Annotated in this window: 25 protein-coding genes; all 25 read left to right on the top strand. The window is 54.8% G+C overall.

Annotation, left to right across the window (positions count from 1 at the left end; translation table 11 throughout):
- The first annotated feature begins 20 nt into the window (after positions 1-20).
- The 25 genes from rpoC to rpmD all read left to right on the top strand — a co-directional run bounded on the left by rpoC (position 21) and on the right by rpmD (position 17,684).
- Complete coding sequence (rpoC, locus tag HK44_RS25375) at positions 21-4,220, top strand: DNA-directed RNA polymerase subunit beta' (protein WP_019693880.1); 4,200 nt, start codon at positions 21-23, stop codon at positions 4,218-4,220.
- Positions 4,221-4,436: 216 nt separating this feature from the next.
- Positions 4,437-4,808 (top strand): 30S ribosomal protein S12, encoded by a 372-nt coding sequence (gene rpsL, locus HK44_RS25380; RefSeq protein ID WP_002555494.1) that lies wholly within the window; start codon positions 4,437-4,439, stop codon positions 4,806-4,808.
- A gap of 118 nt (positions 4,809-4,926) precedes the next feature.
- Positions 4,927-5,397 (top strand): 30S ribosomal protein S7, encoded by a 471-nt coding sequence (gene rpsG, locus HK44_RS25385; RefSeq protein ID WP_002555493.1) that lies wholly within the window; start codon positions 4,927-4,929, stop codon positions 5,395-5,397.
- A gap of 30 nt (positions 5,398-5,427) precedes the next feature.
- Positions 5,428-7,533 carry an elongation factor G gene (fusA, locus tag HK44_RS25390; RefSeq protein ID WP_019693879.1) on the top strand — a complete coding sequence of 702 codons (2,106 nt, stop codon included), beginning with the start codon at positions 5,428-5,430 and terminating at the stop codon, positions 7,531-7,533.
- Between the two features lie 30 nt (positions 7,534-7,563).
- Positions 7,564-8,757, top strand: coding sequence for an elongation factor Tu (tuf, locus tag HK44_RS25395; RefSeq protein ID WP_003186071.1), 1,194 nt, complete (start codon positions 7,564-7,566; stop codon positions 8,755-8,757).
- 139 nt (positions 8,758-8,896) lie between these two features.
- The gene (gene rpsJ, locus HK44_RS25400) at positions 8,897-9,208 is read left to right on the top strand and encodes a 30S ribosomal protein S10 (RefSeq protein ID WP_003186070.1); all 312 of its coding nucleotides are present in this window, start codon (positions 8,897-8,899) and stop codon (positions 9,206-9,208) included.
- Between the two features lie 80 nt (positions 9,209-9,288).
- Positions 9,289-9,924: a 50S ribosomal protein L3 gene (rplC, locus tag HK44_RS25405; protein WP_003186059.1), complete on the top strand. Its 636-nt coding sequence runs from the start codon at positions 9,289-9,291 to the stop codon at positions 9,922-9,924.
- A gap of 12 nt (positions 9,925-9,936) precedes the next feature.
- Positions 9,937-10,539: a 50S ribosomal protein L4 gene (gene rplD / locus HK44_RS25410; protein ID WP_003186057.1), complete on the top strand. Its 603-nt coding sequence runs from the start codon at positions 9,937-9,939 to the stop codon at positions 10,537-10,539.
- Positions 10,536-10,835, top strand: a complete 300-nt coding sequence (rplW, locus tag HK44_RS25415) for a 50S ribosomal protein L23 (RefSeq protein ID WP_002555488.1) — start codon at positions 10,536-10,538, stop codon at positions 10,833-10,835. Before rplD ends, rplW begins: the two co-directional genes overlap by 4 nt.
- Before the next feature lie 14 nt (positions 10,836-10,849).
- The gene (gene rplB / locus HK44_RS25420; protein ID WP_003186055.1) at positions 10,850-11,674 is read left to right on the top strand and encodes a 50S ribosomal protein L2; all 825 of its coding nucleotides are present in this window, start codon (positions 10,850-10,852) and stop codon (positions 11,672-11,674) included.
- A gap of 16 nt (positions 11,675-11,690) precedes the next feature.
- Entirely contained in the window at positions 11,691-11,966 is a 276-nt protein-coding gene (gene rpsS, locus HK44_RS25425) for a 30S ribosomal protein S19 (RefSeq protein WP_002555486.1), read from the top strand.
- Positions 11,967-11,977: 11 nt separating this feature from the next.
- Positions 11,978-12,310, top strand: a complete 333-nt coding sequence (gene rplV / locus HK44_RS25430) for a 50S ribosomal protein L22 (protein ID WP_003103908.1) — start codon at positions 11,978-11,980, stop codon at positions 12,308-12,310.
- 13 nt (positions 12,311-12,323) lie between these two features.
- A complete protein-coding gene (gene rpsC, locus HK44_RS25435; RefSeq protein WP_003176422.1) occupies positions 12,324-13,010 on the top strand; it encodes a 30S ribosomal protein S3 in 687 nt (228 codons plus the stop codon).
- A gap of 12 nt (positions 13,011-13,022) precedes the next feature.
- Positions 13,023-13,436, top strand: coding sequence for a 50S ribosomal protein L16 (gene rplP, locus HK44_RS25440; RefSeq protein ID WP_003186052.1), 414 nt, complete (start codon positions 13,023-13,025; stop codon positions 13,434-13,436).
- Positions 13,436-13,627 carry a 50S ribosomal protein L29 gene (rpmC, locus tag HK44_RS25445; RefSeq protein WP_008030901.1) on the top strand — a complete coding sequence of 64 codons (192 nt, stop codon included), beginning with the start codon at positions 13,436-13,438 and terminating at the stop codon, positions 13,625-13,627. The genes rplP and rpmC overlap by 1 nt, the downstream gene beginning before the upstream one ends.
- Before the next feature lie 2 nt (positions 13,628-13,629).
- On the top strand, positions 13,630-13,896 hold the full coding sequence (rpsQ, locus tag HK44_RS25450) for a 30S ribosomal protein S17 (protein WP_003176419.1): 267 nt from the start codon (positions 13,630-13,632) through the stop codon (positions 13,894-13,896).
- A gap of 23 nt (positions 13,897-13,919) precedes the next feature.
- The gene (gene rplN, locus HK44_RS25455) at positions 13,920-14,288 is read left to right on the top strand and encodes a 50S ribosomal protein L14 (RefSeq protein WP_002555479.1); all 369 of its coding nucleotides are present in this window, start codon (positions 13,920-13,922) and stop codon (positions 14,286-14,288) included.
- An 11-nt stretch (positions 14,289-14,299) separates the two neighbouring features.
- Positions 14,300-14,614 (top strand): 50S ribosomal protein L24, encoded by a 315-nt coding sequence (rplX, locus tag HK44_RS25460; protein WP_007896770.1) that lies wholly within the window; start codon positions 14,300-14,302, stop codon positions 14,612-14,614.
- 20 nt (positions 14,615-14,634) lie between these two features.
- On the top strand, positions 14,635-15,174 hold the full coding sequence (gene rplE, locus HK44_RS25465; RefSeq protein ID WP_003210069.1) for a 50S ribosomal protein L5: 540 nt from the start codon (positions 14,635-14,637) through the stop codon (positions 15,172-15,174).
- Between the two features lie 13 nt (positions 15,175-15,187).
- The gene (gene rpsN / locus HK44_RS25470; RefSeq protein ID WP_003176414.1) at positions 15,188-15,493 is read left to right on the top strand and encodes a 30S ribosomal protein S14; all 306 of its coding nucleotides are present in this window, start codon (positions 15,188-15,190) and stop codon (positions 15,491-15,493) included.
- Between the two features lie 208 nt (positions 15,494-15,701).
- Positions 15,702-16,094 (top strand): 30S ribosomal protein S8, encoded by a 393-nt coding sequence (rpsH, locus tag HK44_RS25475; RefSeq protein ID WP_003186040.1) that lies wholly within the window; start codon positions 15,702-15,704, stop codon positions 16,092-16,094.
- Between the two features lie 12 nt (positions 16,095-16,106).
- The gene (gene rplF, locus HK44_RS25480; RefSeq protein ID WP_007896774.1) at positions 16,107-16,640 is read left to right on the top strand and encodes a 50S ribosomal protein L6; all 534 of its coding nucleotides are present in this window, start codon (positions 16,107-16,109) and stop codon (positions 16,638-16,640) included.
- A gap of 10 nt (positions 16,641-16,650) precedes the next feature.
- Positions 16,651-17,001, top strand: coding sequence for a 50S ribosomal protein L18 (gene rplR, locus HK44_RS25485; RefSeq protein WP_003186037.1), 351 nt, complete (start codon positions 16,651-16,653; stop codon positions 16,999-17,001).
- 3 nt (positions 17,002-17,004) lie between these two features.
- Positions 17,005-17,505, top strand: coding sequence for a 30S ribosomal protein S5 (gene rpsE / locus HK44_RS25490; RefSeq protein WP_003186035.1), 501 nt, complete (start codon positions 17,005-17,007; stop codon positions 17,503-17,505).
- A gap of 2 nt (positions 17,506-17,507) precedes the next feature.
- Positions 17,508-17,684 (top strand): 50S ribosomal protein L30, encoded by a 177-nt coding sequence (gene rpmD / locus HK44_RS25495; RefSeq protein ID WP_003186033.1) that lies wholly within the window; start codon positions 17,508-17,510, stop codon positions 17,682-17,684.
- Position 17,685 lies beyond the last annotated feature (1 nt).

Here is a 17,685-nt window from a genome sequence, read left to right on the forward strand (position 1 = left end):
CTCCGCCAGGAGGAAAGGCCTTGAAAGACCTACTGAATTTGCTGAAAAACCAGGGTCAAGTCGAAGAGTTCGACGCCATCCGTATCGGATTGGCATCGCCTGAGATGATCCGTTCGTGGTCGTTCGGTGAAGTTAAAAAGCCGGAAACCATCAACTACCGTACGTTCAAACCTGAGCGTGACGGCCTGTTCTGCGCCAAGATCTTTGGCCCGGTAAAGGATTACGAGTGCCTGTGCGGTAAGTACAAGCGCTTGAAGCACCGTGGTGTGATCTGCGAGAAGTGCGGCGTTGAAGTCGCGCTGGCAAAAGTTCGTCGTGAGCGCATGGCGCACATCGAACTGGCCTCGCCAGTTGCCCACATCTGGTTCCTGAAATCGCTGCCGTCCCGTATCGGCTTGCTGATGGACATGACCCTGCGTGATATCGAACGTGTTCTCTACTTCGAGAGCTATGTCGTTATCGATCCAGGCATGACCACCCTTGAAAAAGGTCAGCTGCTCAACGACGAGCAGTACTTCGAAGCGCTGGAAGAGTTCGGCGACGATTTCGATGCCCGCATGGGTGCCGAAGCTGTCCGTGAACTGCTGCACGCTATCGACCTGGAACACGAGATTGGTCGTCTGCGTGAAGAAATTCCGCAAACCAACTCCGAAACCAAAATCAAGAAGCTGTCCAAGCGTCTGAAGTTGATGGAAGCCTTCCAGGGTTCCGGCAACTTGCCAGAGTGGATGGTGCTGACCGTTCTGCCGGTTCTGCCGCCAGATCTGCGTCCACTGGTCCCATTGGATGGCGGTCGTTTCGCGACTTCCGACCTCAATGACCTGTATCGTCGAGTGATCAACCGTAACAACCGCTTGAAGCGCCTGCTTGATCTGTCCGCTCCGGACATCATCGTGCGCAACGAAAAGCGTATGTTGCAGGAAGCTGTCGACGCCTTGCTCGATAACGGTCGTCGTGGCCGCGCTATCACCGGTTCCAACAAGCGTCCTCTGAAATCCCTGGCTGACATGATCAAGGGTAAGCAGGGTCGTTTCCGTCAGAACTTGCTCGGTAAGCGTGTTGACTACTCCGGTCGTTCGGTAATTACCGTAGGTCCGACCCTGCGTCTGCACCAATGCGGTCTGCCGAAGAAAATGGCTCTCGAGCTGTTCAAGCCGTTCATTTTCGGCAAGCTGGAAATGCGTGGTCTCGCGACCACCATCAAAGCTGCCAAGAAGATGGTTGAGCGCGAACTGCCGGAAGTTTGGGACGTTCTCGCTGAAGTTATCCGCGAACACCCAGTGCTTCTCAACCGTGCACCTACCCTTCACCGTTTGGGTATCCAGGCATTTGAACCGGTTCTGATCGAAGGTAAAGCTATCCAGCTGCACCCGCTGGTCTGCGCCGCGTACAACGCCGACTTCGACGGCGACCAAATGGCCGTGCACGTACCGCTGACACTGGAAGCCCAGTTGGAAGCGCGCGCGTTGATGATGTCGACCAACAACATTCTGTCGCCAGCCAACGGTGAGCCAATCATCGTTCCGTCGCAGGACGTTGTATTGGGTCTGTACTACATGACTCGTGAAGCGATCAACGCCAAAGGCGAAGGTCGTGTGTTCGCGGATCTGCAAGAAGTTGACCGTGTGTTCCGTGCCGGCGAAGCCGCACTGCACGCCAAGGTTAAAGTGCGGATCAACGAAACCGTCAACGACCGTGACGGTGGCAGCGTGAGCAACACCCGTATCGTCGACACCACTGTCGGCCGTGCGCTGTTGTTCCAGGTTGTGCCAAAAGGTCTGTCGTACGATGTCGTCAACCTGCCAATGAAGAAAAAGGCGATCTCCAAGCTGATCAACCAGTGCTACCGCGTGGTTGGTTTGAAAGAGACCGTGATCTTCGCTGACCAGTTGATGTACACCGGTTTCGCCTATTCGACCATTTCCGGCGTTTCCATCGGTGTTAACGACTTCGTTATCCCGGATGAAAAGGCCCGCATCATCAGTGCTGCCACCGATGAAGTGAAAGAGATCGAAAGTCAGTACGCCTCCGGCCTGGTAACCCAGGGCGAGAAGTACAACAAAGTGATCGACCTTTGGTCCAAGGCGAACGACGAAGTTTCCAAGGCGATGATGGCCAACCTCTCGAAAGAGAAAGTCATCGACCGTCATGGCGTCGAAGTCGAGCAAGAGTCCTTCAACTCGATGTACATGATGGCCGACTCGGGCGCACGGGGTTCTGCTGCGCAGATCCGTCAGCTCGCCGGTATGCGTGGCCTGATGGCCAAGCCGGACGGTTCCATCATCGAAACGCCGATTACTGCGAACTTCCGTGAAGGTTTGAGCGTACTTCAGTACTTCATCTCCACTCACGGTGCTCGTAAAGGTCTGGCGGATACCGCGTTGAAAACTGCGAACTCCGGTTACCTGACTCGTCGTCTGGTAGACGTAGCGCAGGATCTGGTGGTAACCGAGATCGATTGCGGCACCGAACACGGTCTGCTGATGACTCCGCACATTGAAGGCGGTGACGTTGTAGAGCCGTTGGGTGAGCGTGTATTGGGTCGTGTGATCGCCCGTGACGTGTTCAAGCCAGGTACCGAGGAAATCATCGTTCCTGCCGGCACTCTGGTAGACGAGAAGTGGGTTGAATTCATCGAGCTGAACAGCATCGACGAAGTGATCGTGCGTTCGCCGATCAGCTGCGAAACCCGTTATGGCATTTGCGCCAAGTGCTACGGCCGTGATCTGGCTCGTGGTCACCAGGTGAACATCGGTGAAGCTGTCGGCGTAATCGCTGCCCAGTCGATCGGTGAGCCGGGTACCCAGCTGACAATGCGTACGTTCCACATCGGTGGTGCGGCAAGCCGGACCTCCGCAGCCGACAGCGTTCAGGTGAAGAATGGCGGTACCGTCCGTCTGCATAACCTGAAGCACGTTGAGCGAGTGGATGGTTGCCTGGTTGCTGTATCCCGTTCCGGTGAGCTGGCAATCGCTGATGACTACGGTCGTGAGCGCGAGCGCTACAAGCTACCGTACGGTGCCGTGATTTCGGTTAAAGAAGGTGACAAGGTCGACGCTGGTGCAATCGTGGCCAAGTGGGATCCGCACACTCACCCGATCGTTACCGAAATGAAAGGTACCGTGACCTACGTGGGCATGGAAGAAGGCATCACGATCAAGCGTCAGACTGACGAATTGACCGGTATGACCAACATTGAAGTACTCGACGCCAAAGACCGTCCAGCTGCCGGTAAAGACATCCGTCCTGCAGTGAAGATGGTTGATGACAATGGCAAGGATCTCTTGCTGCCGGGTACCGACGTAATTGCTCAGTACTTCCTGCCTGCCAACGCCCTGGTCGGTGTGGCGGACGGTGCGAAAATCGCGATCGGTGATGTTATCGCGCGTATTCCGCAAGAGACTTCGAAGACCCGTGACATCACCGGTGGTCTGCCGCGTGTTGCCGACTTGTTCGAAGCCCGTCGTCCGAAAGAAGCCTCGATTCTGGCTGAAGTCAGCGGCACCATCGCGTTCGGTAAAGAGACCAAAGGCAAGCGCCGTCTGGTCATTACCCCGAACGACGGTAGCGATCCGTATGAAGAGCTGATTCCGAAGTGGCGTCACCTGAACGTCTTCGAAGGCGAACAAGTGAACCGCGGCGAAGTTATCTCCGACGGCCCGAGCGATCCACACGACATCCTGCGTCTGCTGGGTGTGAGTGCGCTGGCCAAGTACATTGTTAACGAGATCCAGGACGTTTACCGTCTGCAAGGCGTGAAGATCAACGATAAGCACATCGAGACCATCCTGCGTCAGATGCTGCGTAAAGTTGAAATCGCTGAATCCGGCGATTCCACTTTCATCAAGGGCGACCAGATGGAATTGACTCACGTCCTGGTAGAGAACGAGCGTTTGGCTGGCGACGACAAGTTCGTTTCCAAGTTCACTCGCGTTCTGCTGGGTATCACCAAGGCGTCGTTGTCGACCGAATCGTTCATCTCGGCGGCCTCTTTCCAAGAGACCACTCGCGTACTGACCGAAGCGGCGGTAACCGGCAAGCGCGATTACCTGCGCGGCCTGAAAGAAAACGTGGTCGTGGGTCGTTTGATCCCGGCAGGTACCGGTCTGGCTTATCACAGCGAGCGCAAGCGCCGCCGTGATGCTGACAAACCGTTGCGCGTAAGCGCCAGTGAAGTGGAAGCTGCACTGACCGAAGCGCTGAACTCGAGTGGTAACTGAGTTCTGCGATAAATAAGTGTGGGGCCCTGGCGCCCCCGCTCATCGAATCGAGACAATTTGTCGAGGTTGGATGAGCGGGGAGGTCGGGGCCTTGCCTTGACTGGGGACAAGATCCTCTTTAGACTCTTGTACCCCTAAATTTGGCGGGAATTCGTTCCTGCCATTTTGCTTTTCTTGCAAGACAATAGCGTCGCAAGACAACAGTGGAGCTAGTAGATGGCAACTATCAACCAGCTGGTACGTCAGCCGCGTAAGCGTATCGTCGAGAAATCCGACGTGCCTGCGCTGCAGAACTGCCCGCAACGTCGTGGCGTATGCACCCGTGTGTATACCACCACGCCGAAAAAACCTAACTCGGCACTGCGTAAAGTATGCCGTGTGCGTCTGACCAACGGTTTCGAGGTTTCCTCGTACATCGGCGGTGAAGGCCACAACCTGCAAGAGCACAGCGTGGTACTGATCCGCGGCGGTCGTGTAAAAGACTTGCCAGGTGTTCGTTACCACACCGTACGCGGTTCTTTGGATACTTCCGGCGTTAAAGGTCGTAACCAGGGTCGTTCGAAGTACGGTACCAAGAAGCCTAAGTAGTAGCGGCTTTTTGTAAACACTGAATTATCTATTTTCTGAGTCGATAAGAGTAAGGTCGGAGGCGTCCCGAAAGGGCACCGATTCCGAGCGAACCTGAAGACCGTTTGAGGGCTTATCCATGCCAAGAAGACGCGTAGCAGCCAAGCGCGAAGTGCTTGACGATCCAAAATACGGAAGCCAAATCCTGGCCAAGTTCATGAACCACGTGATGGAGAGCGGCAAGAAAGCCGTTGCCGAGCGTATCGTTTATGGCGCGCTGGAAAAGGTTAAAGAACGCAAGAACAGCGATCCCCTGGAAATCTTCGAGAAAGCTCTCGACGCCATCGCTCCGCTGGTCGAAGTGAAGTCGCGCCGTGTAGGTGGTGCTACTTACCAGGTTCCGGTCGAAGTTCGTCCGTCCCGTCGTAACGCTCTGGCAATGCGCTGGTTGGTAGACTTCGCCCGTAAGCGCGGCGAGAAGTCTATGGCTCTGCGTTTGGCTGGCGAACTGTTGGACGCTGCTGAAGGTAAAGGTGCTGCTGTTAAGAAGCGTGAAGACGTGCACCGTATGGCTGAAGCTAACAAAGCTTTCTCGCACTACCGCTTCTAATTTTAGCTTCACTAATTTTGCGAGGGCTTTATGGCTCGTACTACTCCGATTAGCCGCTACCGTAACATCGGTATCGTTGCTCACGTGGATGCTGGTAAAACCACTACCACTGAGCGCGTCCTTTTTTACACCGGCAAAAGTCACAAGATGGGCGAGGTGCATGACGGCGCCGCGACCACGGACTGGATGGTGCAGGAGCAGGAGCGTGGTATTACCATTACTTCTGCTGCTATCACCGCCTTCTGGCAGGGTTCTGCGAAGCAGCACAAGGACCAATACCGCTTCAACGTCATTGACACCCCGGGCCACGTAGACTTCACCATTGAAGTTGAGCGTTCCCTGCGTGTACTCGATGGCGCGGTCGTTGTGTTCTGTGGTACTTCGGGTGTTGAACCTCAGTCCGAAACCGTATGGCGTCAAGCCAACAAGTACGGTGTTCCACGTATCGTTTACGTGAACAAGATGGACCGTGCTGGTGCGAACTTCCTGCGCGTGATCGCTCAGATCAAGCAGCGTCTGGGTCACACTCCGGTGCCAATCCAGTTGGCTATCGGTTCCGAAGACAACTTCCAGGGTCAGATCGATCTGATGACCATGGAAGCGGTTTACTGGAACGATGCTGACAAGGGCATGACGCCTCGTCGCGAAGCTATCCCTGCTGAGCTGCAGGAACTGGCTGAAGAGTGGCGTAGCAACATGGTTGAGGCTGCGGCTGAAGCCAGTGAAGAGCTGATGAACAAGTACCTCGAAGGGGAAGAACTCTCCATCGAGGAAATCAAGGCTGCTCTGCGTCAGCGTACTATCGCTGGTGAGATCGTTCTGGCTGTTTGCGGTTCTTCCTTCAAGAACAAGGGTGTTCCCCTGGTTCTCGACGCCGTTATCGACTACTTGCCTGCTCCTACCGATATTCCTGCCATCAAGGGTACTGACCCGGATGACGAGGAAAAGCAAATGGAGCGTCATGCGAGCGACGACGAGCCGTTCTCGGCTCTGGCGTTCAAGATCGCTACCGACCCATTCGTGGGTACCTTGACCTTTGTTCGTGTTTACTCGGGCGTGTTGGCCTCCGGCGACGGCGTGATCAACTCGGTTAAAGGCAAGAAAGAGCGCGTGGGTCGTATGGTGCAAATGCACGCAAACGCCCGTGAAGAAATCAAGGAAGTACGCGCTGGTGACATCGCGGCCTTGATCGGCATGAAGGACGTCACCACTGGCGAAACCTTGTGCAACGCTGACAAGCCAATCATCCTGGTTCGCATGGACTTCCCGGAACCGGTTATTTCGGTTGCCGTTGAGCCTAAGACCAAGGATGACCAGGAAAAAATGGGTATCGCTCTGGGCAAGCTTGCTCAGGAAGACCCGTCTTTCCGCGTTAAAACCGATGAGGAGACTGGTCAGACGATCATCTCCGGCATGGGCGAGTTGCACCTGGACATCCTGGTTGACCGGATGCGTCGTGAGTTCAACGTCGAAGCCAACATTGGTAAGCCTCAGGTTTCCTATCGTGAGCGCATCACGAAGAGCTGTGAGATCGAAGGCAAGTTCGTTCGTCAGTCCGGTGGTCGTGGCCAGTTCGGTCATTGCTGGATCCGTTTTGCTCCTGCTGACGAAGGTCAGGAAGGTCTGCAATTCCTGAACGAAGTGGTGGGTGGTGTGGTTCCTAAGGAATACATCCCGGCTATCCAGAAGGGTATCGAAGAGCAGATGAAGAACGGCGTTGTTGCCGGCTATCCGCTGATCGGCCTGAAGGCTACCGTGTTTGATGGTTCCTACCACGACGTCGACTCCAACGAGATGGCGTTTAAGGTGGCTGCTTCCATGGCGACCAAGCAACTGGCCCAGAAGGGCGGTGGTGAGTTGCTTGAGCCGATCATGGCGGTAGAGGTTGTTACACCTGAAGACTATATGGGTGACGTGATGGGCGACCTTAACCGTCGTCGCGGCATGATCTTGGGTATGGAAGACACGGTCTCCGGCAAAGTAATTCGCGCCGAAGTACCGCTGGGCGAGATGTTCGGTTATGCGACCGACGTTCGTTCCATGTCCCAGGGTCGCGCAAGCTACTCTATGGAATTCAAAAAATACAATACAGCTCCGTCGCACATCGTCGAAACTGTTACCAAAAAGCAAGGCTGATTCAGCCCTTTAGGCAAGGAGTTAATTGTCGTGGCTAAAGAAAAATTTGATCGTTCCCTACCGCACGTCAACGTTGGCACCATCGGTCACGTCGACCACGGTAAAACCACTTTGACTGCTGCTCTGACTCGCGTCTGCTCCGAAGTTTTCGGTTCGGCCGTTGTTGCTTTCGATAAAATCGACAGCGCTCCGGAAGAAAAGGCTCGTGGTATCACCATCAACACCGCGCACGTTGAGTACAACTCTTCGATTCGTCACTACGCTCACGTTGACTGCCCAGGTCACGCTGACTATGTGAAGAACATGATCACCGGTGCTGCACAGATGGACGGCGCTATTCTGGTTTGCTCGGCCGCTGATGGTCCGATGCCACAAACCCGTGAGCACATCCTGCTGTCCCGTCAGGTAGGCGTTCCGTACATCGTTGTCTTCCTGAACAAGGCTGACATGGTTGACGACGCTGAGCTGCTGGAACTGGTTGAGATGGAAGTGCGCGATCTGCTGAGCACTTACGACTTCCCGGGTGACGACACTCCGATCATCATCGGTTCGGCTCTGATGGCTCTGAACGGCCAAGACGACAACGAAATGGGTACCACCGCTGTTAAGCGTCTGGTAGAGACTCTGGACAGCTACATTCCAGAGCCAGTTCGTGTTATCGACAAGCCGTTCCTGATGCCAATCGAAGACGTATTCTCGATCTCCGGTCGTGGTACTGTTGTAACTGGCCGTATCGAGCGCGGTATCGTCAAGGTTCAGGATCCACTGGAAATCGTTGGTCTGCGTGACACTACCGTCACCACCTGCACCGGTGTTGAAATGTTCCGTAAGCTGCTCGACGAAGGTCGTGCTGGCGAGAACTGCGGCGTTCTGCTGCGTGGTACCAAGCGTGACGACGTTGAGCGTGGCCAGGTTCTGGTTAAGCCGGGTTCGGTTAAGCCGCACACCAAGTTCGAAGCTGAAGTGTACGTTCTGAGCAAAGAGGAAGGCGGTCGTCACACTCCGTTCTTCAAAGGCTACCGTCCACAGTTCTACTTCCGGACCACTGACGTGACCGGTAACTGCGAACTGCCGGAAGGCGTTGAAATGGTAATGCCAGGCGACAACATCAAAATGGTTGTCACCCTGATCAAGACCATCGCAATGGAAGACGGTCTGCGTTTCGCTATCCGTGAAGGCGGTCGTACCGTCGGCGCTGGCGTCGTAGCCAAAATCATCGAGTAATCGTTGATTTGATAAAAAGCCCCCGCTTGCGGGGGCTTTTTTATTGGGTTGACACTGTGTTAGCCCGTCTATAGAATTGCGCCTCCTTTTAACGGGCGCAGTGCGCCCGGTGGGAATAGCAGCCGGAGTCTGAAATCCAATGCAAAATCAGCAAATCCGTATCAGGTTGAAGGCTTTTGACCATCGCCTGATCGACCAATCCACCCAGGAAATCGTGGAAACCGCGAAACGTACTGGTGCTCAAGTGCGTGGTCCAATTCCACTGCCTACCCGTAAAGAGCGGTTCACCGTTCTGGTCTCCCCGCACGTCAACAAAGACGCGCGTGACCAGTACGAGATCCGTACTCATAAGCGCGTTCTGGACATCGTCCAGCCAACGGATAAAACCGTTGATGCACTTATGAAGCTTGATCTTGCGGCCGGTGTGGAAGTGCAGATCAGCCTCGGCTAAGACTCGGTCTTAGTCGTGTAACGCTCTGAAATGGGCGGCCATAGCGGGTGAAAGCCCCGTACACTCATGAGGTTTACAACATGACTATTGGTGTAGTCGGTCGTAAATGCGGTATGACCCGTATTTTCACCGAAGAAGGTGTCTCCATTCCGGTCACGGTCATTGAGATCGAGCCGAATCGCGTCACCCAGTTCAAAACTGAAGAGACCGATGGCTATCGTGCAGTGCAAGTCACTGTCGGCGAGCGTCGTGCTTCGCGTGTAACAGCTGCTCAGGCTGGCCACTTCGCTAAAGCGAACGTTGCCGCTGGTCGTACCGTAATGGAATTCCGCCTTGAAGAAGGCGAGTACCAGGCCGGCGATCTGATCAACGCTGAAATCTTCGCCGCTGGCCAACTGGTTGATGTAACCGGTCAGTCCAAAGGTAAAGGCTTCCAAGGTACGATCAAGCGTTGGAATTTCCGCGGGCAAGATAACACCCACGGTAACTCCGTATCCCACCGCGTCCCAGGCTCTATCGGCCAGTGCCAGACTCCTGGTCGTGTATTCAAGGGCAAAAAAATGTCCGGTCATATGGGCGCTGAGCGCGTGACCGTGCAGTCCCTGGAAGTAGTGCGCGTGGACGCTGAACGCAATCTGTTGTTGGTCAAGGGCGCTGTTCCTGGCGCTACTGGCGGCAACCTGGTTGTACGTCCAGCAGCCAAGGCTCGCGGTTAAGGGGAAGCTGACATGCAATTAAATGTAAATGACGCTCAAGCGATCGAAGTTTCCGAACTGACATTTGGCGGCGAGTTCAACGAGACGCTGGTTCACCAAGCAGTCGTGGCCTACATGGCCGGCGGCCGTCAAGGTAGCAAGCAGCAAAAGACCCGTTCCGACGTTTCTGGTGGCGGTAAGCGCCCATGGCGTCAGAAAGGTACCGGCCGTGCTCGTGCTGGTACTATCCGTAGCCCAATCTGGCGCGGCGGCGGTACCACTTTCGCGGCTCGTCCACAGGATCACTCCCAAAAGCTGAACAAGAAGATGTATCGCGCAGCAATGCGTTCCATCCTTGCTGAGCTGGTGCGTACTGATCGTCTGGTCGTGGTTCAGGACTTCGCTGTTGAAGCACCGAAAACCAAAGATCTGCTGAACAAGCTCAATGGCATGGGTCTGACTGATGTCCTGATCGTGTCCGATGCTGTTGATCAGAACCTGTACCTGGCTGCTCGTAACCTGCCACACGTTGATGTGCGTGACGTGCAAGGTTCCGATCCAGTTAGTCTGATCGCATACGACAAGGTGTTGATCACCGTGTCGGCCGTGAAGAAATTCGAGGAGCTGCTGGGATGAACCAGGAACGCGTATTTAAAGTTCTGCTTGGCCCGCACGTTTCCGAGAAGGCTACGGTTCTGGCAGACAAGAAAGGCCAGTTCGTTTTCAAGGTTGCTACTGATGCAACCAAGCTGGAAATCAAGAAGGCCGTCGAAAGCCTGTTCAGCGTGAAAGTAGAGCGTGTTACTACCCTGAATGTTCTGGGTAAGAGCAAGCGCACTGCTCGCGGTCTGGGCAAGCGTAATGACTGGAAGAAGGCAGTTATCTCCCTTCAGCCAGGCCAAGATCTCGATTTCAGCAGCAGTGCTGAGTAAGGAAGGGGTGCATCATGGCAATCGTTAAATGCAAACCGACTTCCCCTGGCCGCCGTTTTGTGGTCAAGGTGGTCAACCAGGAGCTGCATAAAGGCGCTCCTCACGCACCGCTGCTCGAGAAAAAATCGAAGTCTGGTGGTCGTAACAACAATGGCCGTATTACCACTCGTCACATCGGTGGTGGTCATAAGCAGCATTATCGTCTGGTCGACTTCCGTCGTAACGACAAAGATGGCATCGCTGCCACTGTCGAGCGTATCGAATACGATCCAAACCGTACTGCTCACATCGCTCTGCTGCTGTACGCAGATGGCGAGCGTCGCTACATCATCGCCCCTAAAGGCGTGAGCGCTGGCGACCAGCTGATCGCAGGTGCTCTGGCACCGATCAAGCCGGGCAACGCTCTGCAACTGCGTAACATTCCAGTTGGTAGCACCGTACACGGCATCGAATTGAAGCCAGGTAAAGGCGCGCAAATCGCTCGTTCCGCTGGTGCTTCGGCTCAGCTGATCGCTCGTGAAGGTGTCTACGTGACCCTGCGTCTGCGTTCTGGTGAGATGCGTAAAGTGCTGGCTGAATGCCGTGCGACCCTGGGCGAAGTCTCGAACTCCGAGCACAGCCTGCGTTCGCTGGGTAAAGCTGGTGCCAAACGCTGGCGTGGCGTTCGCCCAACCGTTCGTGGTGTTGCCATGAACCCGGTTGACCACCCACATGGTGGTGGTGAAGGTCGTACCTCTGGTGGTCGTCATCCGGTATCGCCATGGGGCTTCCCGACTAAGGGCGCGAAGACTCGTGGTAATAAGCGTACCGACAAAATGATCGTCCGTCGTCGCAAGTAAATAGAGGGATACGACAGTGCCACGTTCTCTGAAAAAAGGTCCTTTTATCGATCTTCACCTACTGAAGAAGATCGAAGTGGCGGCGGAAAAGAACGATCGCAAACCAGTTAAGACCTGGTCGCGCCGTTCCATGATCCTGCCACAAATGGTCGGTCTGACCATCGCAGTACACAACGGTCGTCAACACGTCCCAGTTCTCGTTAACGAAGACATGGTCGGCCACAAACTGGGCGAGTTCGCCGGTACCCGCACATATCGTGGGCACGTGGCTGACAAGAAAGCCAAGCGTTAAGGGGTTAGGAAATGGAAGTAGCCGCTAAGTTGTCGGGCGCTCGAATCTCCGCCCAGAAAGCCCGCTTGGTCGCCGACCAGATCCGCGGGAAGAAGGTGGGCGAAGCGCTCAACCTGTTGGCTTTCAGCAGTAAGAAAGCCGCCGAGATCATGAAGAAAGTGCTGGAGTCGGCCGTAGCCAACGCCGAGCATAACGAAGGCGCAGACGTTGATGACCTTAAAGTCAGCACCGTTTTCGTCAACGAAGGGCGTTCGCTGAAGCGCATCATGCCACGTGCCAAAGGCCGTGCTGATCGCATCGTCAAGCGGTCTTGCCATATCACTGTCAAGGTTGCTGACAAGTAACGGAGTCGAAGAGATGGGTCAGAAAGTACATCCCATTGGCATTCGCCTGGGAATCGTCAAGGAGCACACCTCCGTCTGGTACGCAGACGGTCGGACTTATGCGGACTATTTGTTCGCTGATCTGAAGGTGCGTGAGTATCTCCAAGACAAACTAAAAAGCGCGTCCGTAAGCCGTATCGATATCCATCGTCCGGCCCAAACTGCACGTATCACCATCCACACCGCTCGTCCAGGTATCGTTATCGGGAAGAAAGGTGAAGATGTTGAGAAACTGCGTCAGGACCTGACCAAGCAAATGGGTGTGCCTGTGCACATCAATATCGAAGAGATCCGCAAGCCGGAACTCGACGGTATGCTGGTTGCGCAGAGCGTAGCTCAGCAGCTGGAGCGTCGCGTTATGTTCCGTCGCGCTATGAAGCGCGCTGTACAAAACGCCATGCGCATTGGTGCCAAAGGCATCAAAATCCAAGTGAGCGGTCGTCTCGGCGGTGCTGAAATCGCACGTACTGAATGGTATCGCGAAGGTCGTGTGCCACTGCACACCCTGCGTGCCGACATCGACTATGCCAACTACGAAGCTCACACCACCTACGGTGTGATCGGTGTAAAGGTTTGGATCTTCAAAGGCGAAGTAATTGGTGGTCGCCAAGAAGAGCTGAAGCCACAAGCACCAGCGCCTCGTAAAAAAGCTGCTAAGTAAGGGGTACGCCAAATGTTGCAACCAAAGCGTACGAAGTTCCGCAAGCAGATGACTGGCCACAACCGTGGTCTGGCATTGCGCGGTAGCAAAGTCAGCTTCGGCGAGTTCGCGCTGAAGTCTGTTGCTCGTGGTCGTCTCACCGCTCGTCAGATCGAGTCAGCGCGTCGTGCTCTGACCCGTCACGTAAAACGTGGCGGCAAGATCTGGATCCGTGTATTCCCGGACAAGCCTGTCACCAAAAAGCCACTCGAAGTTCGGATGGGTAAAGGTAAGGGTAACGTGGAGTACTGGGTTGCCCAGATTCAGCCAGGCAAAGTCCTGTATGAAATCGAGGGCGTTTCTGAAGAGCTGGCGCGTGAGGCTTTCGCCCTGGCTGCTGCAAAGCTGCCGCTCGCCACCTCCTTTGTTAAACGGACGGTGATGTGATGAAAGCGAATGAACTTCGTGAAAAAGACGCGCCACAGCTAAACGAGCAACTGCTCGGCCTGTTGCGCGACCAGTTCAATCTGCGTATGCAGAAAGCAACTGGCCAGTTGGGGCAGTCTCACCTGCTCCGGCAAGTTAAGCGTGACATCGCTCGCGTGAAGACTGTGCTCAAACAGCAGGCAGGTAAGTAATCATGGCTGAAGCCGAAAAAACCGTCCGTACGCTGACTGGCCGTGTTGTCAGCGACAAAATGGACAAGACCATCACCGTTCTGATCGAGCGTCGCGTAAAGCACCCGATCTACGGTAAATACGTTAAGCGTTCGACTAAGCTGCACGCGCACGACGAAACCAATCAGTGCCACATCGGCGACAAAGTCACTATTCGTGAAACTCGTCCTTTGGCCAAGACCAAGTCTTGGGCACTGGTTGATGTTCTCGAACGCGCTGTGGAAGTCTAAGGACTAGGGGTCGGAGAAATTATATGATTCAGACTCAATCCATGCTCGATGTGGCCGATAACAGCGGCGCTCGCCGTGTTATGTGCATCAAGGTGCTGGGTGGCTCCCATCGTCGTTACGCTGGTATCGGTGACATCATCAAAGTTACCGTCAAGGAAGCAATTCCTCGCGGTAAAGTGAAAAAAGGCCAAGTGATGACTGCTGTTGTAGTCCGCACTCGTCACGGCGTTCGTCGTGCTGATGGCTCCATTATCCGCTTTGATGGCAACGCTGCTGTTCTTCTGAACAACAAGCAAGAGCCGATCGGCACCCGTATCTTTGGGCCAGTGACCCGTGAACTTCGTACTGAGAAGTTCATGAAGATCGTCTCGCTCGCCCCAGAAGTGCTGTAAGGAGATCCGACATGCAAAAGATTCGTCGTGACGACGAGATCATCGTGATCGCCGGCAAAGACAAAGGTAAGCGCGGTAAGGTGCTTAAGGTTCTCGCTGACGACCGTCTGGTCGTTGGTGGTCTGAACCTGGTTAAGCGTCATACCAAGCCTAACCCGATGTCGGGCGTACAAGGCGGTATCGTCGAAAAAGAAGCGCCACTGCACGCTTCCAACGTCGCCATTTTCAACGGCGAAACCAACAAGGCTGACCGCGTTGGTTTCAAAGTAGAAGACGGCAAGAAAATTCGTGTCTTCAAGTCGACCCAAAAAGCGGTTGATGCTTGAACACTGCTAGGTAGAAGACCATGGCACGACTAAAAGAGATTTACCGGAAGGAAATCGCACCGAAACTTAAGGAAGAACTTAAGCTTTCGAACGTGATGGAAGTTCCGCGCGTTACCAAAATCACCCTGAACATGGGTCTGGGCGAAGCGATCGGCGACAAAAAAGTCATCGAGCACGCTGTTGCTGACCTGGAAAAGATCACCGGCCAGAAAGTCGTTGTGACCTACGCTCGGAAATCCATCGCTGGCTTTAAAGTCCGTGAAGGTTGGCCGATCGGCGTCAAAGTGACCCTGCGCCGTGAGCGTATGTATGAGTTCCTGGATCGTCTGCTGTCGATCTCCCTGCCTCGGGTTCGCGACTTCCGCGGCCTGAATGCCAAGTCCTTCGATGGTCGTGGTAACTACAGCATGGGCGTAAAAGAGCAGATCATTTTCCCGGAAATCGATTACGACAAGATCGATGCTCTCCGCGGTCTGGACATTACCCTGACCACCACTGCCAAGAACGATGATGAAGGTCGCGCACTGCTGCGTGCTTTCAAATTCCCGTTCCGCAACTGATTGGAGTAGGAAAATGGCCAAGATGAGCATGAAAAACCGCGAGCTGAAGCGTCAGCTCACGGTTGCCAAGTACGCCAAGAAGCGTGCAGCACTGAAAGCTATCATCGTTGATCTGAACGCAAGTCCAGAAGCGCGTTGGGAAGCTACAGTAGCTCTGCAGAAGCAGCCACGTGACGCAAGCGCTTCGCGCATGCGTAACCGCTGCCGCCTGACCGGTCGTCCACACGGCGTTTACCGCAAGTTCGGCCTTGGCCGTAACAAACTGCGTGAAGCGGCAATGCGTGGTGACGTACCTGGTCTGGTTAAAGCCAGCTGGTAAGCACTATCAAAGTCTCGGTGCTCGGGATCGCAAGATCCTGACCGCCGGCGACCTTGAACTTGAATCAAGCCCCTATTGGGGCTTGATTCATTTGTGGGGTGTGTCTAGAATACCCGGCTCGCCTGAGCCCGTGCTTTTTTCGTGCGGAGTTTCTCGGCGAAGGTAGTAGCCGCAAGGCTTATTTTTTTGTATTAGGAGCGTCTAGCCCATGAGTATGCAGGACCCGTTAGCGGACATGCTAACTCGAATCCGTAATGCCCAGATGGCTGAAAAGTCCGTCGTAAGCATGCCGTCTTCCACGTTGAAGGTGGCTGTAGCTAAAGTCCTGAAGGACGAAGGTTACATCGCGGGTTATCAGATCAGCAGCGAAATCAAGCCACTGCTGTCCATCGAGCTGAAGTACTTCGAGGGCCGCCCGGTCATCGAGGAAGTGAAGCGCGTTAGCCGTCCAGGCCTGCGTCAGTACAAGTCCGTCGATGATCTGCCAAAAGTTCGTGGCGGTCTCGGTGTGTCTATCGTCTCCACCAACAAAGGTGTGATGACGGATCGTGCTGCGCGCGCTGCCGGTGTCGGCGGCGAAGTTCTTTGCACTGTGTTCTAAGGGGGGATAAGCATGTCTCGCGTCGCTAAGAACCCCGTTAAGCTGCCAGCCGGTGTCGAAGTAAAATTCGCAGGTCAACAGCTTTCGGTGAAGGGTGCCAAGGGTACTCTTGAACTGAATATCCATTCGTCCGTTGAGATCGTTGAAGAAGCTGGTGAGCTGCGTTTCGCTGCTCGCAATGGCGATCAACAAACTCGCGCAATGGCCGGTACCACTCGTGCGTTGGTAAACAACATGGTCCAAGGCGTAAGCCAAGGCTTCGAGCGCAAGCTCCAGCTGGTCGGTGTTGGTTACAAAGCGCAAGCAAAAGGCACAGTGCTGAACCTGGCTCTTGGCTTCTCGCACCCAGTGGATTACGAACTGCCGGAAGGCATCACCGCTGAGACTCCTAGCCAGACCGACATCCTGATCCGGGGTATCGATAAGCAGCTGGTAGGTCAAGTGGCCGCCGAGATCCGCGACTTCCGTCCACCAGAGCCGTACAAAGGCAAAGGTGTGCGCTACGCGGACGAAGTCGTCCGTCGTAAAGAAGCCAAGAAGAAGTAGGGCATAGCAAATGACCGACAAAAAAGTTACTCGACTGCGTCGCGCTCGCAAAGCACGCCTGAAAATGCACGAACTCGAAGTCGTGCGTCTCTGCGTGTTCCGTTCGTCGCAGCACATCTACGCCCAGGTCATTTCGGCCGACGGCAACAAAGTCCTGGCAAGTGCCTCGACTTTGGATAAAGAACTGCGTGATGGTGCCACTGGCAACATCGACGCGGCCACTAAGGTTGGCCAGCTGGTCGCTACGCGTGCTAAAGCCGCTGGCGTCTCGCAGGTGGCTTTCGACCGCTCTGGCTTCAAGTACCACGGCCGCGTCAAGGCGCTGGCTGATGCTGCTCGTGAAGCTGGGCTGGAGTTCTAAGTTATGTCAAATAACGACCAAAAGCGCGACGAAGGCTACATCGAGAAGCTGGTTCAAGTTAACCGCGTAGCCAAAACCGTTAAAGGCGGCCGTATCTTCACTTTCACCGCGTTGACCGTGGTTGGTGATGGTAAAGGGCGCGTTGGCTTCGGCCGTGGCAAGTCGCGTGAAGTGCCTGCTGCGATCCAGAAGGCAATGGAAGCTGCTCGCCGCAACATGATCCAAGTTGATCTGAACGGCACCACTCTGCAGTACGCAATGAAGTCTGCCCATGGCGCTTCGAAGGTGTACATGCAGCCTGCTTCTGAAGGTACCGGTATCATCGCTGGCGGCGCTATGCGTGCTGTCCTCGAAGTTGCTGGCGTTCAGAACGTTCTGGCCAAGTGCTACGGCTCGACTAACCCGGTAAACGTGGTTCACGCCACTTTCAAAGGTTTGAAAGCTATGCAGTCTCCTGAATCCATTGCCGCCAAGCGTGGCAAAAGCGTCAAGGAGATCTTCTGATCATGGCTACCGTTAAAGTAACGCTGATCAAAAGCATGACCGGCCGCATCCCTAACCACAAACTGTGCGTTAAGGGTCTGGGTCTGCGTCGCATCGGTCACACTGTAGAAGTGCTGGATACTCCCGAGAATCGCGGGATGATCAACAAGGCTTACTACATGCTGCGTGTCGAGGGTTAAT

The organism is Pseudomonas fluorescens HK44 (assembly GCF_000217955.3).
Classification (GTDB): Bacteria; Pseudomonadota; Gammaproteobacteria; order Pseudomonadales; family Pseudomonadaceae; genus Aquipseudomonas; species Aquipseudomonas fluorescens_AQ.

Excerpts from the sequence above, each read along its gene's own strand:
- rplB (WP_003186055.1), top strand. The coding sequence starts at position 10,850 with ATGGCAATCGTTAAATGCAAACCGACTTCCCCTGGCCGCCGTTTTGTG.
- rplD (WP_003186057.1), top strand. The coding sequence starts at position 9,937 with ATGCAATTAAATGTAAATGACGCTCAAGCGATCGAAGTTTCCGAACTG.
- rplW (WP_002555488.1), top strand. The coding sequence starts at position 10,536 with ATGAACCAGGAACGCGTATTTAAAGTTCTGCTTGGCCCGCACGTTTCC.
- rpsJ (WP_003186070.1), top strand. The coding sequence starts at position 8,897 with ATGCAAAATCAGCAAATCCGTATCAGGTTGAAGGCTTTTGACCATCGC.
- rpsQ (WP_003176419.1), top strand. The coding sequence starts at position 13,630 with ATGGCTGAAGCCGAAAAAACCGTCCGTACGCTGACTGGCCGTGTTGTC.
- rplX (WP_007896770.1), top strand. The coding sequence starts at position 14,300 with ATGCAAAAGATTCGTCGTGACGACGAGATCATCGTGATCGCCGGCAAA.
- rpsN (WP_003176414.1), top strand. The coding sequence starts at position 15,188 with ATGGCCAAGATGAGCATGAAAAACCGCGAGCTGAAGCGTCAGCTCACG.
- rplE (WP_003210069.1), top strand. The coding sequence starts at position 14,635 with ATGGCACGACTAAAAGAGATTTACCGGAAGGAAATCGCACCGAAACTT.
- rplR (WP_003186037.1), top strand. The coding sequence starts at position 16,651 with ATGACCGACAAAAAAGTTACTCGACTGCGTCGCGCTCGCAAAGCACGC.
- rpmD (WP_003186033.1), top strand. The coding sequence starts at position 17,508 with ATGGCTACCGTTAAAGTAACGCTGATCAAAAGCATGACCGGCCGCATC.
- fusA (WP_019693879.1), top strand. The coding sequence starts at position 5,428 with ATGGCTCGTACTACTCCGATTAGCCGCTACCGTAACATCGGTATCGTT.
- rpsE (WP_003186035.1), top strand. The coding sequence starts at position 17,005 with ATGTCAAATAACGACCAAAAGCGCGACGAAGGCTACATCGAGAAGCTG.
- rplN (WP_002555479.1), top strand. The coding sequence starts at position 13,920 with ATGATTCAGACTCAATCCATGCTCGATGTGGCCGATAACAGCGGCGCT.
- rpsC (WP_003176422.1), top strand. The coding sequence starts at position 12,324 with ATGGGTCAGAAAGTACATCCCATTGGCATTCGCCTGGGAATCGTCAAG.
- rpmC (WP_008030901.1), top strand. The coding sequence starts at position 13,436 with ATGAAAGCGAATGAACTTCGTGAAAAAGACGCGCCACAGCTAAACGAG.
- rpsG (WP_002555493.1), top strand. The coding sequence starts at position 4,927 with ATGCCAAGAAGACGCGTAGCAGCCAAGCGCGAAGTGCTTGACGATCCA.
- rpsH (WP_003186040.1), top strand. The coding sequence starts at position 15,702 with ATGAGTATGCAGGACCCGTTAGCGGACATGCTAACTCGAATCCGTAAT.
- rplC (WP_003186059.1), top strand. The coding sequence starts at position 9,289 with ATGACTATTGGTGTAGTCGGTCGTAAATGCGGTATGACCCGTATTTTC.
- rplF (WP_007896774.1), top strand. The coding sequence starts at position 16,107 with ATGTCTCGCGTCGCTAAGAACCCCGTTAAGCTGCCAGCCGGTGTCGAA.
- rplV (WP_003103908.1), top strand. The coding sequence starts at position 11,978 with ATGGAAGTAGCCGCTAAGTTGTCGGGCGCTCGAATCTCCGCCCAGAAA.
- rpsL (WP_002555494.1), top strand. The coding sequence starts at position 4,437 with ATGGCAACTATCAACCAGCTGGTACGTCAGCCGCGTAAGCGTATCGTC.
- rplP (WP_003186052.1), top strand. The coding sequence starts at position 13,023 with ATGTTGCAACCAAAGCGTACGAAGTTCCGCAAGCAGATGACTGGCCAC.